Here is a 15,086-nt window from a genome sequence, read left to right as displayed (position 1 = left end):
AACACAGGGCTCTGCTAAGTCGGCTTCAAGACGACGTATAGGGTCTGACGCCTGCCCGGTGCCTGAAGGTTAAGTGGAGGGGTGCAAGCTCCGAAATGAAGCCCAGGTAAACGGCGGCCGTAACTATAACGGTCCTAAGGTAGCGAAATTCCTTGTCGGGTAAGTTCCGACCTGCACGAATGGCGTAACGACTTCCCCACTGTCTCCAGGACATGCTCAGCGAAATTGAATTCTCCGTGAAGATGCGGAGTACCCGCGGTTAGACGGAAAGACCCCGTGCACCTTTACTGCAGCTTCAGAGTGGCAGTGGACAAGAACTGTGTAGAATAGGTGGGAGGCTTTGAAGCACCGGCGCCAGCTGGTGTGGAGCCATCAAGTGAAATACCACCCTGTTGTTGTTTACTGTCTAACCTCGAACCATGAAACTGGTTCAGGGACCCTCTGTGGCGGGTAGTTTGACTGGGGCGGTCGCCTCCTAAAGAGTAACGGAGGCGCGCGAAGGTTGGCTCAGGTCGGTTGGAAACCGACTGTTAGAGTGCAATGGCATAAGCCAGCCTGACTGCGAGACTGACAAGTCGAGCAGAGACGAAAGTCGGTCATAGTGATCCGGTGGTCCCTCGTGGAAGGGCCATCGCTCAACGGATAAAAGGTACGCCGGGGATAACAGGCTGATAACCCCCAAGAGCTCATATCGACGGGGTTGTTTGGCACCTCGATGTCGGCTCATCACATCCTGGGGCTGGAGCAGGTCCCAAGGGTTTGGCTGTTCGCCAATTAAAGTGGTACGTGAGCTGGGTTCAGAACGTCGCGAGACAGTTTGGTCCCTATCTGCCGTGGGCGTCGAAATTTGAGAGGAGTTGACCCTAGTACGAGAGGACCGGGTTGAACGTACCTCTGGTGTACCTGTCGTCGTGCCAACGGCGCAGCAGGGTAGCTATGTACGGACGGGATAACCGCTGAAAGCATCTAAGCGGGAAGCCTCCCTCGAGATAAGATTTCTTAGGACGGTCGGAGACCACGACCTTGATAGATCGGATGTGGAAGCGCGGTAACGCGTGTAGCTAACCGATACTAATTGTCCTATTCGCGCTTGAAGAGTCCCACCATCAACGACAACCCTGGTTGTCCAAGATGTGGATGTACCCTCAGCCTTAACATCGATTTGAAAAACTTGTGTGCACCGGCTTCATTGCTTGGTGGCTATAGCGTCTGTGACCCACCCGATCCCATCCCGAACTCGGCCGTGAAACCAGACCGCGCCAATGGTACTATCGCTCAAGCGATGGAAGAGTAGGTCGTCGCCAGGCATTGAAGCTCGTGCACACACAACCCATTCACAATGCAATTCACCCTGGCGCGGGGTGGAGCAGCCCGGTAGCTCGTCAGGCTCATAACCTGAAGGTCACAGGTTCAAATCCTGTCCCCGCAACCATCTTGATTTGCAACGCCTCGGAAGCAACCGCTTCCGGGGCGTTTTGCATTTCTGCGCAAGCGCATAGCTCCAGCATCGACGCCAGCTCGCCGCGCAGCTCGACCGCGAGCGTGCCGTCTTCCGGCGTCAGCACCACTGCCTCGATAAGGGCGCGGATGCGTTCGAAAGCCTGTGCCTTGAGTGCCTCATCCTCAAACGCCTGCGTGAGACGCGCTACTCGGTCGCGATAGAGCGGGCCGAGATCGGGGTGGAGCAGCGCGGGGACGTCCTCGCGGGACGCGCTCATCTCAAGCTCGGCGCTCAATTGCTTCTGACGCTCGCCAAGCTGCTTCAACTCATCCACGAACATTGCGGCGTCGACGCCCTTGAGGATGGCCGCCTTGATGGTCGCTAGTTGGCCGTTCACTTCGGCCAAGTCGACCTCGCGCGCGGGGCGGACAACGACACTCGCGGCTTGCAGTCGCCGAGTCTCCGCCTCGTACTCTTCCAGGAACGCCTGCAGCTGTCAACGGCGGAGCAAAACCAGGCCAGCGGGGCGGAGTAAAAGCAGGCCACTTGAGGCGCGCGCTGACGATATGAAAAGGGCCCCGATCGGGGCCCTTTTCATATCGTTGCCGTCCTCGGCCTGATGGTCAGGAAGATAATATCTCACCGGTGTCCGGGTCGGACAGGGCACTGGCCTGGTTTTGCTCCGCCCCGCGACGTTTGCGTCCGGTGGACTGCTTGAGGCGATAGCTGTCGCCGTTCATGGTCAGGATGGTGGCATGGTGGGTGAGCCGGTCGAGCAGTGCGCCGGTCAGCCGCTCGGAGGCGAGCACCTGCGTCCAGTCCTCGAACGGCAGGTTGGAGGTGATGATGGTCGAGCCGCGCTCGTAGCGCTGCGACAGCACCTCGAAGAGCAGTTCGGCGCCGGTCGGGGACAACGGGACGTAGCCGAGTTCATCGACGACGAGCAGCTTCACGGCCGCCATCTCGCGTTGGAGCTTGAGCAGCCGTCGCTCGTCTCGCGCCTCCATCAACTGGTTCACCAGCGAGGCCGCGGTAGTGAAGGCGACTGTGAAGCCCTTCTGGCAAGCCGCCAGGCCGAGCGCGAGGGCTACATGCGTCTTGCCTGTCCCGCTGTTGCCGAGCGCAATGACGTTCTCGCGGCGCAGGATATATTCGCACCGTGCGAGCTCGACCACCATCATCTTGTTCAGGCTGGGGATGGCGGTGAACTCGAAGGTGTCGAAGCTCTTCACAGCCGGGAAACGGGCTGCGCGGATCCGTCGCTCGATGGTCCGGCGCTCGCGGTCGATGAGCTCCAACTCGATAAGCCGCAACAGGTAGCGCGTGTGGTCGACCCCGCCTTGCGCGCATTCGCGCGCGACCTTTTCGTACTCGCGCAGAACGGTTGGCAGTTTGAGTTGTTTGAGATGATGGGCGAGCAGCACCTGTGGCGTACCTGCGGTCGTGCCCACCGGCATGGCGTCCTTGTCCGTCATGCTGCCAGCACCGCATAGTCGGCCGCGCACGTCGTTTTGACGTCCATCTTGGGCACGTGCGGATACGCCGCTAAATCCAGGCGCGGCGGACGGCGCTCGATACGCGCCAGCGCGATGAGTTTTACCGCGTCAAAACCAGGTGCGCCCAACTGGACTGCCTCGGTCACGGCATCCGTGACGATGGGAAGCGGCATCGCCTCGAGCAGCCGCAGCACCTGGATGAACTCGCGTTTACCCTTGTTGCCCATCCGGGCCTCGAGCAGGTGGCGCAGATGCTGGAAGATGTCCGGCAGGTTCCAGTCCTGAAGGGCTGCCGCCTGGTCGAGCGCACCGGGCTTGGTCTCGATGAGCGCGAGATAGTGCAGTGGGTTGGAGACGAATACGCCTTCGTCGTAGCAACGCGCGTGCCGGGCAATCTCTTCGCCCGCGCATATGATGACGACCTCGTCGACGAACCCCTTCACCATCACGTCGCGGTAGCCGTACGCGGTCGGCACCGAATAGTCGTTGGTCCGGTAGCGCACCATCGCGGTCGACGACACGCGCGCCGCGCGTTTCTCGCATGGCTCCAGTGGTACGGACGGCAGCGTGCGCAATGCCGATACGTCTGCCGCCAGCCGCTCGGCAATGGTCTGCGCGTGCTGACCGGCATGCTCGCCCTGGCGCGTACGGCAGGACTCCTCGAACCTGGCGTTCAGGACATCGAAATTGGCAGCGACCGGCACGGGCACCATGAAGTTGTTGCGCGCAAACTTCACCAGCCCCTCGACCTTGCCTTTGTCGTTGCCTCGCGCTGGACGCGCAAAACGGTCCTGAAACAGGTAGTGGCTGACCAACTCGGTGAAGGCGCGTGTGCGCTCGCGCGTTCCATCGCCGCAGATCTTTGCCACGGCGATGGTTGTGTTGTCGTAGAGGATGGACAGCGGCACGCCCCCGAAGAACGCGAATGCCGACACGTGCCCGTCAAGAAACGCCTCGGTCGTCTCGCGCGGATACGCCTTGAAGAAGCAGGCATCCGACTGCGGCAGCGACATGCAGAAATAGTGGATCTTCATCCGCTCCCCGCCGACGACCGCGACCGCCTCGCCAAAGTCGACCTGTGCATGCCCCGGCGGGTGCGCCAGCGGCACGAAGGTCTCGCGCCCGCGGGCCCTGCACAGCCGCACATGGTCCTTCACCATCGTGTAGCCGCCCGTATAGCCATGCTCGTCGCGCAGCCGCTCAAAGATCCGCTTGGCCGTGTGCTGCTGCTTGCCCGGCGCCTCGCGGTCGGCTGCCAGGATTGCGTCGATAACCGGTAGCAGCGTCCCGAGCTTCGGCTTGGTCGGAGGTTTCGTCCGGCGGTATCCAGGAGGCGCCGAATACAGGCACATCTTGCGTACCGTATCCCGGTTCAGCCCGAACACCTCCGCCGCTTCCCGGCGACTATGCCCCTCGACAAATACAAACCGTCTGACCGCTGCGTAGCTCTCCACGACAAACATCCCCGCCGCTCCGCAAAGGGAGCAGCTTACCAACTGGCCGGATTTTACTCCGCCCCCGACGGCACTGCGCCGGCGGTCCTGTGGCCTGGTTTGTCACCGCCCTTCACACCTCGGTCAGCGCCTCTTCGTCATCTGCCCCGCACGGCACCTTGCGCTGCGTCGACCGGTGCTGGCCGAGCACGCGGCACACCCGCCGCTCGGATACATCCAGCACGTCCCGGACATGATCGATGCAGCGCCGGCGCCGTGCGGGGCTCAGAAGTTTCCCTTTGCCGCCTCCTGCAAGATCAGCTTGTCGAGCGTCAGATCCGAAATCGCACGCCGAAGCCGGGCGTTCTCCTTCTCCAGATCCTTCATCCGCCGAGCCTGATCCGTCTTCAGGCCACCATATTCCTTGCGCCAGCGGTAATAGGTCTGCTCGCTGACCGCGATCCGCCGGCACGCCTCAGCCGTCGTCCCGCCCTGGCCCAGCATGATCTCAACCTCACGCAGCTTCCCGATAATCTCCTCGGGCTTGTGCTTCTTCGAAGGCATTCGTCGTCCCTTCCTTGATCCAGACTGTCATAGTCGATGGACCACTCAGAAGGGGGCAGCTCAGTTGTCCTGCTTCTTGTTCCCGCCTTCGTCGTCCTTGCCGTTCTTGTGGAAGTCGCCCTTCTTCTTGTGGTCGGCCATGTTGTCTCTCCTGATCAGTGCGGCATGCGGAGGATGGGCTTGATGGTCGTGCCTGCATCGCTGTCGTCGACAGCCTGATTCACGTCCGCGAGGTCGTAGAAGCGCACGAGCTTCTCGAGCGGGAAGCGCCCTTGGCGCTGCAGCTCCATCAGGCTCTGGAGAAACGTCGGCGTCTGCCCGCCCCCGCCCATCACGCCGATGATATGCTTGCCGTTCATGAGCACGTCGGGGTGGTTATATTTGACCGTGGCGGTCATCTTGGCGCCGCCGACCATCGCGCAGGTTCCGCGCGGGCCCAAAGCGCTGATCGCCTCTCCGACAAGGTTCGAACCATCTGTCGCCTCGACACTGTAGTCGAGATGACCGCCGACCAGCTCCTTCAGTTCGGCGATGGTATCCGCTCCATGTTCAAGACTGTGCGTCGCGCCGATTTCGCGTGCGAGCGCCAGCCGCTCAGGCACCTTGTCGATCGCTATGATGCGGGTAGCGCCGGTCAGTCTGGCAGCCATGACGGCGGCGAGCCCCACATTGCCCGCCCCGAAGATGGCGATTGCACTGCCGGGGAGGGGCTTCAGCTCGTTGAGGATCGTGCCCGCGCCCGTCGAGATGCTGCAACCGTAGGGGCCGCACAGGTCGAGATCGATGCCGTCCGGCACCTTGGCCAGCTGGCGTTCGAGGGCCAGTGTGTGGGTCGACCAGGATGATTGCTGGAAGAAGCGCCCGGCGAGCGGCTCGCCGTTCAGCCGCTTCATTCCGCTGGAGCCGTCGAGACGATAGCCGCTGAAACTGAGCGCCTGCCCCTTCTCGCAATATCGCATTTCGCCGCGACGACAGGTGCGGCACTCGCCGCAGAAAGGAAAGCCGATCATTACCCGGTCGCCGGGCTTCACGCTCTTCACGTCGCGCCCGACCGCCTCGACGATGCCGGCCCCCTCGTGGCCGAGAACGCCGGGCGTGGGGTAGGGCTCAAGGCCGTGGATCGCCCCTTTGTCCGTTCCGCAAACGCCGCATGCGGTGATGCGGATCAGGACCTCGTCGTCATAAGGCGAGTCGAGCTCGACTTCTTCCAGCTCGATCCGGCGCCGCGTCAGCATTCCATCCGCCTTCTGCATGACCGCCGCCTTGATGCGCATCGTGGATCAGCCTCCAGCAGAGTAGCGCGTGTTCGCCCGTTTTCGGGATCTACTGCCCGATGGCGCGAGTTCAGCGAGAACAGATGGTCGGGCGGGGCGTTCCGAGCCGAACAAGAAAACTCTTTTGAGGAACATAGGTTAGGCAGGTCGCCTCCAGCGGCGCTCCTTCACCCGTGAACAGGATATGCCGAGGAACAGCGCCTGCTGAACTCCGTTCTGGTTTTTCAAAGGAGAAGGCCATGTCCATTCACAAGATGATTGCCGCTCACCCCGATGTCGCGGGCAACCTGAACGAGGATCTGGCGAAAGCGGTTCGTCACGCGATGTTCTGTTCGGTGATCTGCACGTCGTGCGCTGACGCTTGCTCGGGCGAGGAGATGGACATGCGGCAGTGCATCCGCACGTGCATGGACTGCGCCGACGTCTGCGAGGCCACGATGAAGGTCGCAACCCGACGCACCGGCAGCAACGAAGCGGTGCTACGCGCAATGCTGGAAACCTGCATCCGCACGTGTGAGATCTGTGCCGAAGAGTGCGCCAAACATGATCACGATCACTGCCGGCTTTGTGCAGACATGTGCCGCGAATGCGCTGAGGACTGTCGAAAAGCGTTACAGAAGATTTCGTGAGCCGATCGACGCTCTCGTGAACTCCACGGTACTTATTGCGCAATCGAGCATTCGAGAGGCCCGAGGGTTCGACGAACCTCTTCGGAACGCTCTGGCCACCCGGGGGCGGGGCGGGTTCACGCCACTCTCGGCACCCTGATCGAGAGGGTAGCCAGCGACAGCGTCTTAATTGCTTTCACCTTGGCTCGGGCTCGCGGTTCGTCGGATCCGGCTCCGCTTCGTTCCAGCGCGCGCATCAGCTGTACGAAGGTCTCGGCTTCATCCGGGTCGTGGGGGATGCGGGAAGCTCGCGTCGAGCAGCGCGCATGGCCGCGGCACCGAGCGGTCGCGATGAACCCGTGGTATTGTTCGCGCTCCGCATGCCGGAGATGCCTGTCATCGAGCTGACTGATTCGCTCGCAAGTGGAGCTTGCGGTTGCTGTATTGCTGTTCAAGCGGCGCAGGGGGCATGGCGATCAAGAAACCTGCCCCATGCAGCATCCTTTCGTTCCAACGAAAGGACTGCGCCGCCAAACCCTGGATCCAACCCTTAGAGGGTGGACATCGCGGCAACACCGAGGACAAAGATCGCGAACGCTGCGATGGCATCATAGCCCATCCGCAGCAGCGTACGATTGCCTCGCTCCAGCAGTCCTATGACGAAGGCGCCCGTCATCAGCAGCGCCACCAGCGCGCCGAGCGCCTCGAACGGGCCCGCCGCCGCCAGGACCGGCTCGCCACTGCTGAGGAGGTCGGCTATCAGAAGCAGTGCCAGGTTGAACAGGTTGGTTCCGAAGATGTCTCCGACCGCCAGCTCGTAGCGGCCGGCCCGCACGGCGGCGGTCACCGAACTCAGTTCCGGAAGGGAGGTCGCGAACGCGACCAGCAGGAAGCCGACCATTCCGCTGGACAGCCCCGTCTGCGTCGCGATGCCGTCGGCGGAGAGCGACAGCAGCGCCCCAGCCGCCAGGATGGCGACGCCAAGCAGTGCCAGGTTCGCCAACATGCGACCGGTGGAGCGCGGATCGGACTTCTCGTTGGCGGGCGCGCTTTCTTGGTCGTCGTCGGTGCGCCGCCAGACGTCGCGCCGCTCGTAGCGGGAGGAAATCCGCATCGCGAGCACGCACGCCACCGCGACGCCGACCGCGCCTAGCCCTACGCCGCCCACGGACAGGTCCCCCCACAGTACTAGGCTGGCGACCGCGCCCATCAGCATCATGCCCAGCACGCCCTGCATCAACGTGCCCGGCTGTGCCGCGACGCGGGTCAGCGCGTCTCGACCGAACACGATGTCCGCGATCACCAGAAGCAGGATGTTCACCGCCGCACTGCCGAGCAAATTGTTGACCGCCAGCGTGGCGTCGCCGCTGATGGACGCAGTGCTGACCGCTGCCAGTTCCGGCAGCGAGGTGATGCCGCCCAACAGCACCATGCCCGCAAACGCCTGACCCAGATCAAAGCGTTGGGCGACCTGGTCGACCTGTTTCGTCAGGTGCGTCCCTGCCCACCAGACGACGGCTGCGGCGGCCGCAAAGAAAGCAACAAGCGCGGCGAGCGGCAGCCCGGCAACAAGTTCGGTCATGAGGAACTTCGCTCCAGCCAGGCTACTTCGCTTCGCCCCAACAACCCGCAGCAATCCGCAATGTTGCGCGTCGACGCCTCGGCACCCAGCCGAGTTCCGACGCGCCGATGATCAGGGAACATCTTGGACTGCCGCACGTCCGTGCTTGATGGCAGATGGGGGCGCGGGCACGGTTCGTCGATGGATCTTGAGCGCCTCGGCCGTGCTGGTCCTTGCACTGCTCGTGATCGCGCTCTTTCCCTGGGGACTCCTGCGAGGGGTACTGGCGGACCGGCTGAGCAAGCATTTCGAACGTCCTGTCGTCATCGGCAGCCTGAAGCGGATCGACCACATCGGCTTCACGCCGACCGTGGCACTTCGCGATGTCCGTATTCCACAGGCAGACTGGGCCGGTTCTGGCGACTTTCTGAGATTGGACGAGGCGCGGGTAACCTTTCCGGTCTGGGCGCTGCTGACCGGCGCGGTGCAACCACGCGACATCGAGATCAGCGGTCTCCGGCTGGCGTTGGTCCGAACAAAGGACGGACGTACCAACTGGTCGCGCGAAGAAGAGGGGAGCGGGAGCGGCGACAGGATCGGCCTGAAGGCGGTGACCGTGCGCAATAGCGTCATCCGCTACCAGGATGCCGAGCAGGATCGGCGCGCGACCCTCGGCCTCGCATCGAACGCGCAAGGTTTTCGCGTGGTCGGCAACGGCACGATCCGCGGTGCGCCCGTTCGCATCGCAGTGACCGGTGCGCCGATCGTCCGGTCTCGCCAGGATAACTGGCCGTTCCAGGCGCGGATCGATGGAGAGGCGCTGACGATGCACGCGCGCGGGACGATGGACCGCCCGCTCGACACGAGCCACATGACGCTCGATCTCGACACGCGCGCCGCCGACCTCAAGCTGGTCGACGCCGTGATCGAAGCGGGGCTTTTCCGCACCCAGCCTGTCGCGCTCAAGGCGCATGTCCGCCATGACGGGCGGGACTGGACGATCACGAAGCTGATGGGGACGATCGGCCGCTCCGACATCGCCGGCCGGGTCGTGGTGAAGAAACGCGACAACCGCACCAAGCTCGACGGGGAGATCACCTCCCGCCGGTTCGACTTCGACGATCTTTCGTCCGATCAGGGGCTGGCCGAGCGACGGGTGCGCCGGCAGAGGATCGGCCCGCGCGTCATTCCCGACACCCGGATCAACCTCGCCAATGTCGACGCGCTCGACGGGACGCTCACCGTCCGGATCGATCGGGTGACGAGCCGGAACGGCGATCCTGCCCTGACTTGGCTGAGCGGCAAACTGGTGCTGGACCATCAGCGGCTGCAAATCGATCCGCTCACGCTCGGCTTCTCCGGGGGCGAGGCGGCGGGACGCGCGACGGTCGACCAGCGTGAAGGCGCCGCGCATCCGACGCTCGCGCTCGATCTGAAGGCGGAGGGCAGCCAATTTAGGATGTTTGCCGATGCCGGCCCCGTCACGGGCCGCATGCAAGCGCGTGCGCGGCTGACGGGTCGCGGCGATACCATCCGCCAGGCGGTTGGTCGCTCGAGCGGCCGGGTGGGACTGGTCGTCCGGGACGGCGCGCTGCCCGCGCGCTATGCGGAAGCGCTCGGCTTCGATGCGGTCGGTGCGTTGACGGCCGACAAGGACGCGCGAGCGACCCTGCGCTGCCTGGTCCTGCAACTGCCGGTCAGCGGCGGCGAGGGAAGGGTGAATTCGCTGGTCCTCGATACGAGCGTGAGCCAACTCGTTGGCAGCGGCTCGATCCAGTTCCCGCGCGAGCAGATCGCCATCCGCCTGACGGGCGCCCCCAAGCAGAAGAGCCTGCTGCGCCTGCCGGGCGAGGCCCGTCTCACCGGCTCGTTGAGCGCACCCCGGCTTACCATTCCGCACGAGACCAAGTCCGTGGGCAACATCCTCAAGGCGGTTGGTCGTACGATCACCGGCCGGCAGGGCGCGCTCGCCACCGACGCCGATTGCACGTCGCTTTCGGCACAGGCGTTGCGCTGAACGGCCGGACGCAACTTCGGCCTTGGGTGAGGCACCATGGCTGACCCAGGGCGTTGACCGGTCAGAAGGAGAGTGAAGATGCCCGCAAAGTCCGCCGCCCAGCAGAAGGCCGCCGGTGCCGCACTCAGCGCCAAGCGCGGCGACACCCCGAAGTCGAAGCTGAAAGGTGCCTCCAAGAGCATGGAGGACTCCATGAGCGAGAAGCAGCTGGAGGAGTTGGCGCACACCAAGCGCAAGGGAAAGCCCGAGCACGACAGCAAGAGCTGAACCATGACCGACTTCGCTGCCGCCCGCGCCAGGATGGTGGACGTGCAGATCGCGCGCCGGGGCATCCGCGACGCGGCAGTGCTCGCCGCGATGCGCACGGTGCCGCGCGAGCGCTTCGTGTCGGAGGCGCTCGCCGAGTTTGCGTATGAGGACACGCCCCTGCCGATCGGGGCGGAACAGACGATCTCCCAGCCGTTCATCGTGGCGGCCATGATCGAGGCGGCCGAGATCGGGCGACAGCATCGGGTGCTGGAGGTGGGGGCCGGATCCGGCTACGCCGCTGCCGTTCTCGGCCAGGTCGCGGGACGGGTATTCGCCGTCGAACGACATGCGCAGCTCGGCACCGCCGCGGCGGCGCAGATCGAGGCGCTCGGCTACGACAACGTCCGGATCGTGAGTGGCGACGGCAGCGGTGGACTTCCGGCCGAAGCGCCGTTCGACGCGATCCTGGTGTCCGCCGGCGGGCCGGACATACCCCATGCGCTGAAGCAGCAGCTGGCGGTCGGCGGGCACCTGATCGTGCCGGTGGGGGAACCGGGCGACCAGAAGCTCTGCAAGGTGACGCGCCTCACCGAGGATCGCTTCGAGGAGCAGAATCTCGGCGCCGTCACGTTCGTGCCGCTGATCGGCGCCCATGGCTGGCCGGAGGATGGCAGCCGCTCGGCGAGCAATCACACCCCCGGCGCCTCGCGCAAGCAGACGCTGCCGGAGATGATCGCCGAAGCGGCAGAGCCGCTGCCCGCGTTCGACGATCCGGCATTCGGCCGCCTGTTCGATCGGTTCGCGGATCGCCGGGTGCTGCTGCTGGGGGAGGCGAGCCACGGCACCAGCGAATTCTACCAGGCGCGTGCCGCCATCACTCGGCACCTCGTCGAGCACCACGGCTTCACCATCGTCGCGGTCGAGGCGGATTGGCCGGATGCCGCCACCGTTGACCGCTTCGTCCGCCATCGCGAGCCGCGGCCCGGCGCGGAAACGCCGTTCCAGCGCTTCCCCACCTGGATGTGGCGCAACACCGACGTCCAGGCGCTGATCCGCTGGATGCACGCGCACAATGCCGACAGGCCGATGCACGACCGTGCCGGCTTCTACGGGCTCGACATCTACAACATGTCCGGGTCGATTGGCGCGGTGCTCGACTATCTGGACCGGATCGATCCCGAAGCCGGTGCCGCGGCGCGCGAGCGGTACGGATGCCTCACGCCCTGGCAGAAGAACCCGGCGACCTATGGCCGCGCGGCGCTCAGCCGGGGCTATGCCGAGTGCGAGCGGGCCGTGATCGAGCAGTGCCAGGCCTTGCTCCAGAAGCAGCTCGACTATGCGGCGGAGGACGGCGACGATTTCCTGGATGCGGCGCAGAACGCGCGGCTGGTCGCGTCGGCCGAGCGCTACTACCGGATCATGTACTATGGCGGCGCGGAGAGCTGGAACCTGCGCGACACGCACATGTTCGAGACCCTGCGCCATCTGCTGGATGCCAAGGGGCCGGACGCCAAGGCGATCGTCTGGGCGCACAACAGCCACATCGGCGACGCGCGTGCGACCGACATGGGGCAGGTGCGGGACGAGCTGAACATCGGGCAGCTCTGCCGCGAGGAGTGGGGCGATGCGGTCGCGTCTATCGGCTTCGGCACCCATAGCGGCACCGTGGCCGCAGCGACTGACTGGGACGGCGACATGGAGGTGAAGCGCGTCAATCCCTCCCGTCGCGACAGCTATGAGCGGCTATGCCACGACAGCGGCACCGAGCGGTTTCTGCTCGATCTTGCGCCCGGACGGCACGAGGCGCTGCGGCGCGCGTTGGCGGAACCGCGGCTGGAGCGCTTCATCGGCGTCATCTATCGCCCCGACACGGAGCGCTGGAGCCACTATAGCGACGCGGTCCTGCCCGAGCAGTTCGACGCCTATGTGTGGTTCGACACGACCCGCGCCGTGACGCCGCTGGGTCCGGAGCACCATCGCGGCATGCCCGAGACCTATCCGTTCGGCGAGTGACGATCGGCCCACGAGAAGGGCCTGCCCAAGTTTCAGGAGGCACAGATGCACGAGAGCAAATCGGTACGGGTGCACGCATTTGGTGGGCCGGAGGTGCTGCGGGTCGAACCGGTCCCGATCCCCCAGGCCAAGGATGACGAGGTGCTGGTCCGGGTCGCCGCCGCCAGCCTGAATCCTGTCGACTACAAGACGCGCGAGGGCGAGTTCCCGCCGGTCGGCGAGGACGCGCTGCCCGCCATCCTGGGCCGCGACCTTGCCGGGACGATCGAGGCGGTCGGCACGCGTGCGCACTATATGCTCCGCAAGGGCGACCCCGTGTTCGCCTTCATCGGATTCGATCGCGGCGGGCAGAGCGAATATGTGGTGGTGAAGGCGCTGGAGCTTGCCGCCGCGCCAGCCTCGATCGATCTCGTGCATGCGGCCGCGGTGCCGCTGGCGGGCATGACGGCGTGGCAGGGGCTGTTCGACCACGGCGGCTTGCAGGCGGGGCAACGCGTGCTGATCCATGGCGGTGCCGGTGGCGTGGGACACCTCGCCGTCCAGTTCGCAAAGGCAAAGGGCGCGACGGTGTTCGTGACCGCGGGGACGGGCGATCTCGACTATGTCCGCTCGATCGGCGCGGATACGGCGATCGACTACAAGAACCAGCGGTTCGAGGACGTCGCGACCGACATCGACCTCGTGCTCGACCTGGTCGGCGGCGAGACGCAGACCCGGTCCTTTGCCGTGCTGCGCGACGGTGGCACGCTCGTCTCCACGCTCGATGTCGCCGAACCCGACAAGGGCAGGGACCGCAACATCCGCGTGCCGGAACGCTGGCTGGCACAGGTCAACACGAAGCAGCTCGGCGAAATCGCGGCGCTGATCGACGCGGGCAAGGTGAAGGTCGAGGTTGCCGCGGTGTTTCCCGTCGAAGACGCGCCCTCTGCATACGAGCGGCTGGAGAAGGGCCATGTCCGCGGAAAGATCGTGCTGACCTTCTAAATCAGCGGCGCGGGCGGTCGGTCAGCACCGGCATAGGACTCAGCCGTTCCCCTTCGATGCGGATGCCGCGGGCTCCTGCTCAGCCGGCTCGGGTGCCACGAAGCTGATCTGGCCCAGGCGCCAGGATCGTTCCGGATCCCCAGTCCAATAGGTTGCGGGATACACCTTTTGTGCAGGAGGCGTCGCGCCGATCACTTGCGCGTGGATGATCCGGCCGGTTTCGCGCAACCGGACCTCCGCGCCCGGGAAGCGGGCTCTGAGTAGCTGGTCTATGGCGGCGGCATCTTCGGCGATCTTCGGACTGTCGAGAGCCCGCGGCGTTCCGTCCACCAGCTCGGCCGTTGCCGCACGAAGGGCGCGCAATCCGTCGTTGAGGATGTCCAGAGCAATGATGCCGGCCGCTACGGCATCGGCCCACCAATAGCCGAGCCCGATCCCGATCACGCCACCGATCCCGGCGATGCCGGTCATCCAGTTCGCCTTCTGGGTCTGCGCGTCGGTAAACAGCGTCTTGTCGTTGAGTGCCCTGGCCAGCGGCAGCTTCAGCCGGCCGAGCACCAGCGGCACCACGATCGAATAGATCTGGGCTGCGACCATGACCCAGCCGAGCCATAATTCGTGACCAAAGACGTCGATGGCACCGATGGTGGCATGTTCCTGCGCGAACAGGCTCATCGCGGAGTTCACCAGCAAGCTTCCACCGAGCGCCGTCAGCGCTGCCGCCGCGATGGCGAAGGCGAGGCTGGGCGCGCGCTGGAAGCCGTTCGGAAACCGGTTTGTCGGCGCCCAGCGCTCAACCCGGACGGCGACCAGGAACACGATCGGCGGGATCAGGCTCAGGCAATCCTCGATCCAGGCCGTCTTCATCGTCTGGCTGGATCCCATTGCCGCGCCCATCACGGCGATCACGCTGATCGTCCAGGCGATCGACCACCATTCCAGCCGCTCGGCGCGGCGCATCAGCGGCACGAGCGCTTCGGGCAGGGCGTTGCTCATCGTGCCACCTTCCTTGCCTCTCGTTGCACCAGCATGATCCATGCATTCTCGCCGTTGCGTGTCACCGCATGGTCGTTCAGCGTGCTTGCCGCTGCCGTCTCGGACGCGAGCGGGGGACCAAGCGTGACGCGGGTCTTCCAAGGTGTGTCTTCGGCGAAACGCCCGCCGACCACGATGTCGAGGTCGCCGGCTTCCAGTCGCAGCAGCAGCGCCTCTTGCCCGTCGCGGGTCACGGCCGGGTTCGCCCCGGTGTCCTTCGCCAAGGCCGCGATCAGGGCGTCGGCACGGCGGATGCTCTGGAGATCGGCGCCCTCGACCATTCCGACGTGCAGGACCCGTTCTCGCCGGATGCGTTTCAGGCTGCCGTCCGGATCGCGCGGGATGTCCCCGCAGCTGGCCAACAGAAAGAAGAAGAGGGGGAACAGGGCTCGCATGCGCCACCCCATATCG

At 64.8% G+C, this 15,086-nt stretch carries 11 protein-coding genes, 1 tRNA gene, 2 rRNA genes and 1 pseudogene (1 of these 15 running past the window's edge); 8 read left to right on the top strand and 7 right to left on the bottom strand.

Annotated features, from left to right (window positions below):
* The 3 genes from EDF69_RS00640 to EDF69_RS00630 all read left to right on the top strand — a co-directional run.
* A 23S ribosomal RNA gene (locus tag EDF69_RS00640) occupies window positions 1-1,095 on the top strand; it begins 1,699 nt to the left of the window's first position.
* A 97-nt stretch (window positions 1,096-1,192) separates the two neighbouring features.
* Window positions 1,193-1,307 (top strand): 5S ribosomal RNA (gene rrf / locus EDF69_RS00635).
* A gap of 48 nt (window positions 1,308-1,355) precedes the next feature.
* A tRNA-Met gene (locus EDF69_RS00630) sits at window positions 1,356-1,432 on the top strand.
* Between the two features lie 632 nt (window positions 1,433-2,064).
* Here the strand turns inward: EDF69_RS00630 and istB are convergent.
* From istB to EDF69_RS00610, 4 genes and pseudogenes are all read right to left on the bottom strand, one after another.
* Window positions 2,065-2,898: an IS21-like element helper ATPase IstB gene (gene istB, locus EDF69_RS00625; protein WP_204991410.1), complete on the bottom strand. Its 834-nt coding sequence runs from the start codon at window positions 2,896-2,898 to the stop codon at window positions 2,065-2,067.
* Window positions 2,899-2,912: 14 nt separating this feature from the next.
* Window positions 2,913-4,400, bottom strand: coding sequence for an IS21 family transposase (gene istA / locus EDF69_RS00620; RefSeq protein WP_132884630.1), 1,488 nt, complete (start codon window positions 4,398-4,400; stop codon window positions 2,913-2,915).
* A gap of 109 nt (window positions 4,401-4,509) precedes the next feature.
* Window positions 4,510-4,934: pseudogene (locus tag EDF69_RS00615) on the bottom strand (transposase); the annotation flags it as partial.
* A gap of 155 nt (window positions 4,935-5,089) precedes the next feature.
* The gene (locus tag EDF69_RS00610; protein WP_125960844.1) at window positions 5,090-6,208 is read right to left on the bottom strand and encodes an NAD(P)-dependent alcohol dehydrogenase; all 1,119 of its coding nucleotides are present in this window, start codon (window positions 6,206-6,208) and stop codon (window positions 5,090-5,092) included.
* A gap of 239 nt (window positions 6,209-6,447) precedes the next feature.
* On the opposite strand from EDF69_RS00610, the gene EDF69_RS00605 reads away from it, so the two are divergent.
* Entirely contained in the window at window positions 6,448-6,837 is a 390-nt protein-coding gene (locus tag EDF69_RS00605) for a four-helix bundle copper-binding protein (RefSeq protein ID WP_132884612.1), read from the top strand.
* 529 nt (window positions 6,838-7,366) lie between these two features.
* Here EDF69_RS00605 and EDF69_RS00600 read toward each other — a convergent pair.
* Window positions 7,367-8,398, bottom strand: coding sequence for a sodium:calcium antiporter (locus EDF69_RS00600; RefSeq protein ID WP_132884613.1), 1,032 nt, complete (start codon window positions 8,396-8,398; stop codon window positions 7,367-7,369).
* 187 nt (window positions 8,399-8,585) lie between these two features.
* Between EDF69_RS00600 and EDF69_RS00595 the strand changes: the two genes are divergently transcribed.
* The 4 genes from EDF69_RS00595 (at window position 8,586) to EDF69_RS00580 (ending at window position 13,640) form a co-directional block, all read left to right on the top strand.
* Window positions 8,586-10,394, top strand: a complete 1,809-nt coding sequence (locus tag EDF69_RS00595) for an AsmA family protein (protein ID WP_239555205.1) — start codon at window positions 8,586-8,588, stop codon at window positions 10,392-10,394.
* Window positions 10,395-10,472: 78 nt separating this feature from the next.
* On the top strand, window positions 10,473-10,661 hold the full coding sequence (locus EDF69_RS00590; RefSeq protein WP_125960848.1) for a DUF3008 family protein: 189 nt from the start codon (window positions 10,473-10,475) through the stop codon (window positions 10,659-10,661).
* Window positions 10,662-10,664: 3 nt separating this feature from the next.
* Complete coding sequence (locus tag EDF69_RS00585) at window positions 10,665-12,656, top strand: protein-L-isoaspartate(D-aspartate) O-methyltransferase (protein WP_204991280.1); 1,992 nt, start codon at window positions 10,665-10,667, stop codon at window positions 12,654-12,656.
* Between the two features lie 45 nt (window positions 12,657-12,701).
* The gene (locus EDF69_RS00580) at window positions 12,702-13,640 is read left to right on the top strand and encodes an NADP-dependent oxidoreductase (RefSeq protein ID WP_125960850.1); all 939 of its coding nucleotides are present in this window, start codon (window positions 12,702-12,704) and stop codon (window positions 13,638-13,640) included.
* 39 nt (window positions 13,641-13,679) lie between these two features.
* Here the strand turns inward: EDF69_RS00580 and EDF69_RS00575 are convergent, their stop codons facing one another.
* Together EDF69_RS00575 and EDF69_RS00570 are read right to left on the bottom strand one after the other, a co-directional pair.
* On the bottom strand, window positions 13,680-14,636 hold the full coding sequence (locus EDF69_RS00575; protein WP_204991279.1) for a cation transporter: 957 nt from the start codon (window positions 14,634-14,636) through the stop codon (window positions 13,680-13,682).
* Window positions 14,633-15,070 carry a hypothetical protein gene (locus EDF69_RS00570; RefSeq protein ID WP_125960852.1) on the bottom strand — a complete coding sequence of 146 codons (438 nt, stop codon included), beginning with the start codon at window positions 15,068-15,070 and terminating at the stop codon, window positions 14,633-14,635. The genes EDF69_RS00575 and EDF69_RS00570 overlap by 4 nt, the downstream gene beginning before the upstream one ends.
* Window positions 15,071-15,086: the final 16 nt, after the last annotated feature.

The organism is Sphingomonas sp. JUb134 (genome assembly GCF_004341505.2).
Taxonomy (GTDB): domain Bacteria; phylum Pseudomonadota; class Alphaproteobacteria; order Sphingomonadales; family Sphingomonadaceae; genus Sphingomonas.
Note: the sequence above shows the minus strand (reverse complement) of the source record. Positions and strands in the feature narration are given on the sequence as shown.

Excerpts from the sequence above, each read along its gene's own strand:
- istB (WP_204991410.1), bottom strand. The coding sequence starts at position 2,898 with ATGCCGGTGGGCACGACCGCAGGTACGCCACAGGTGCTGCTCGCCCAT.
- istA (WP_132884630.1), bottom strand. The coding sequence starts at position 4,400 with ATGTTTGTCGTGGAGAGCTACGCAGCGGTCAGACGGTTTGTATTTGTC.
- EDF69_RS00610 (WP_125960844.1), bottom strand. The coding sequence starts at position 6,208 with ATGCGCATCAAGGCGGCGGTCATGCAGAAGGCGGATGGAATGCTGACG.
- EDF69_RS00605 (WP_132884612.1), top strand. The coding sequence starts at position 6,448 with ATGTCCATTCACAAGATGATTGCCGCTCACCCCGATGTCGCGGGCAAC.
- EDF69_RS00600 (WP_132884613.1), bottom strand. The coding sequence starts at position 8,398 with ATGACCGAACTTGTTGCCGGGCTGCCGCTCGCCGCGCTTGTTGCTTTC.
- EDF69_RS00590 (WP_125960848.1), top strand. The coding sequence starts at position 10,473 with ATGCCCGCAAAGTCCGCCGCCCAGCAGAAGGCCGCCGGTGCCGCACTC.
- EDF69_RS00585 (WP_204991280.1), top strand. The coding sequence starts at position 10,665 with ATGACCGACTTCGCTGCCGCCCGCGCCAGGATGGTGGACGTGCAGATC.
- EDF69_RS00580 (WP_125960850.1), top strand. The coding sequence starts at position 12,702 with ATGCACGAGAGCAAATCGGTACGGGTGCACGCATTTGGTGGGCCGGAG.
- EDF69_RS00575 (WP_204991279.1), bottom strand. The coding sequence starts at position 14,636 with ATGAGCAACGCCCTGCCCGAAGCGCTCGTGCCGCTGATGCGCCGCGCC.
- EDF69_RS00570 (WP_125960852.1), bottom strand. The coding sequence starts at position 15,070 with ATGCGAGCCCTGTTCCCCCTCTTCTTCTTTCTGTTGGCCAGCTGCGGG.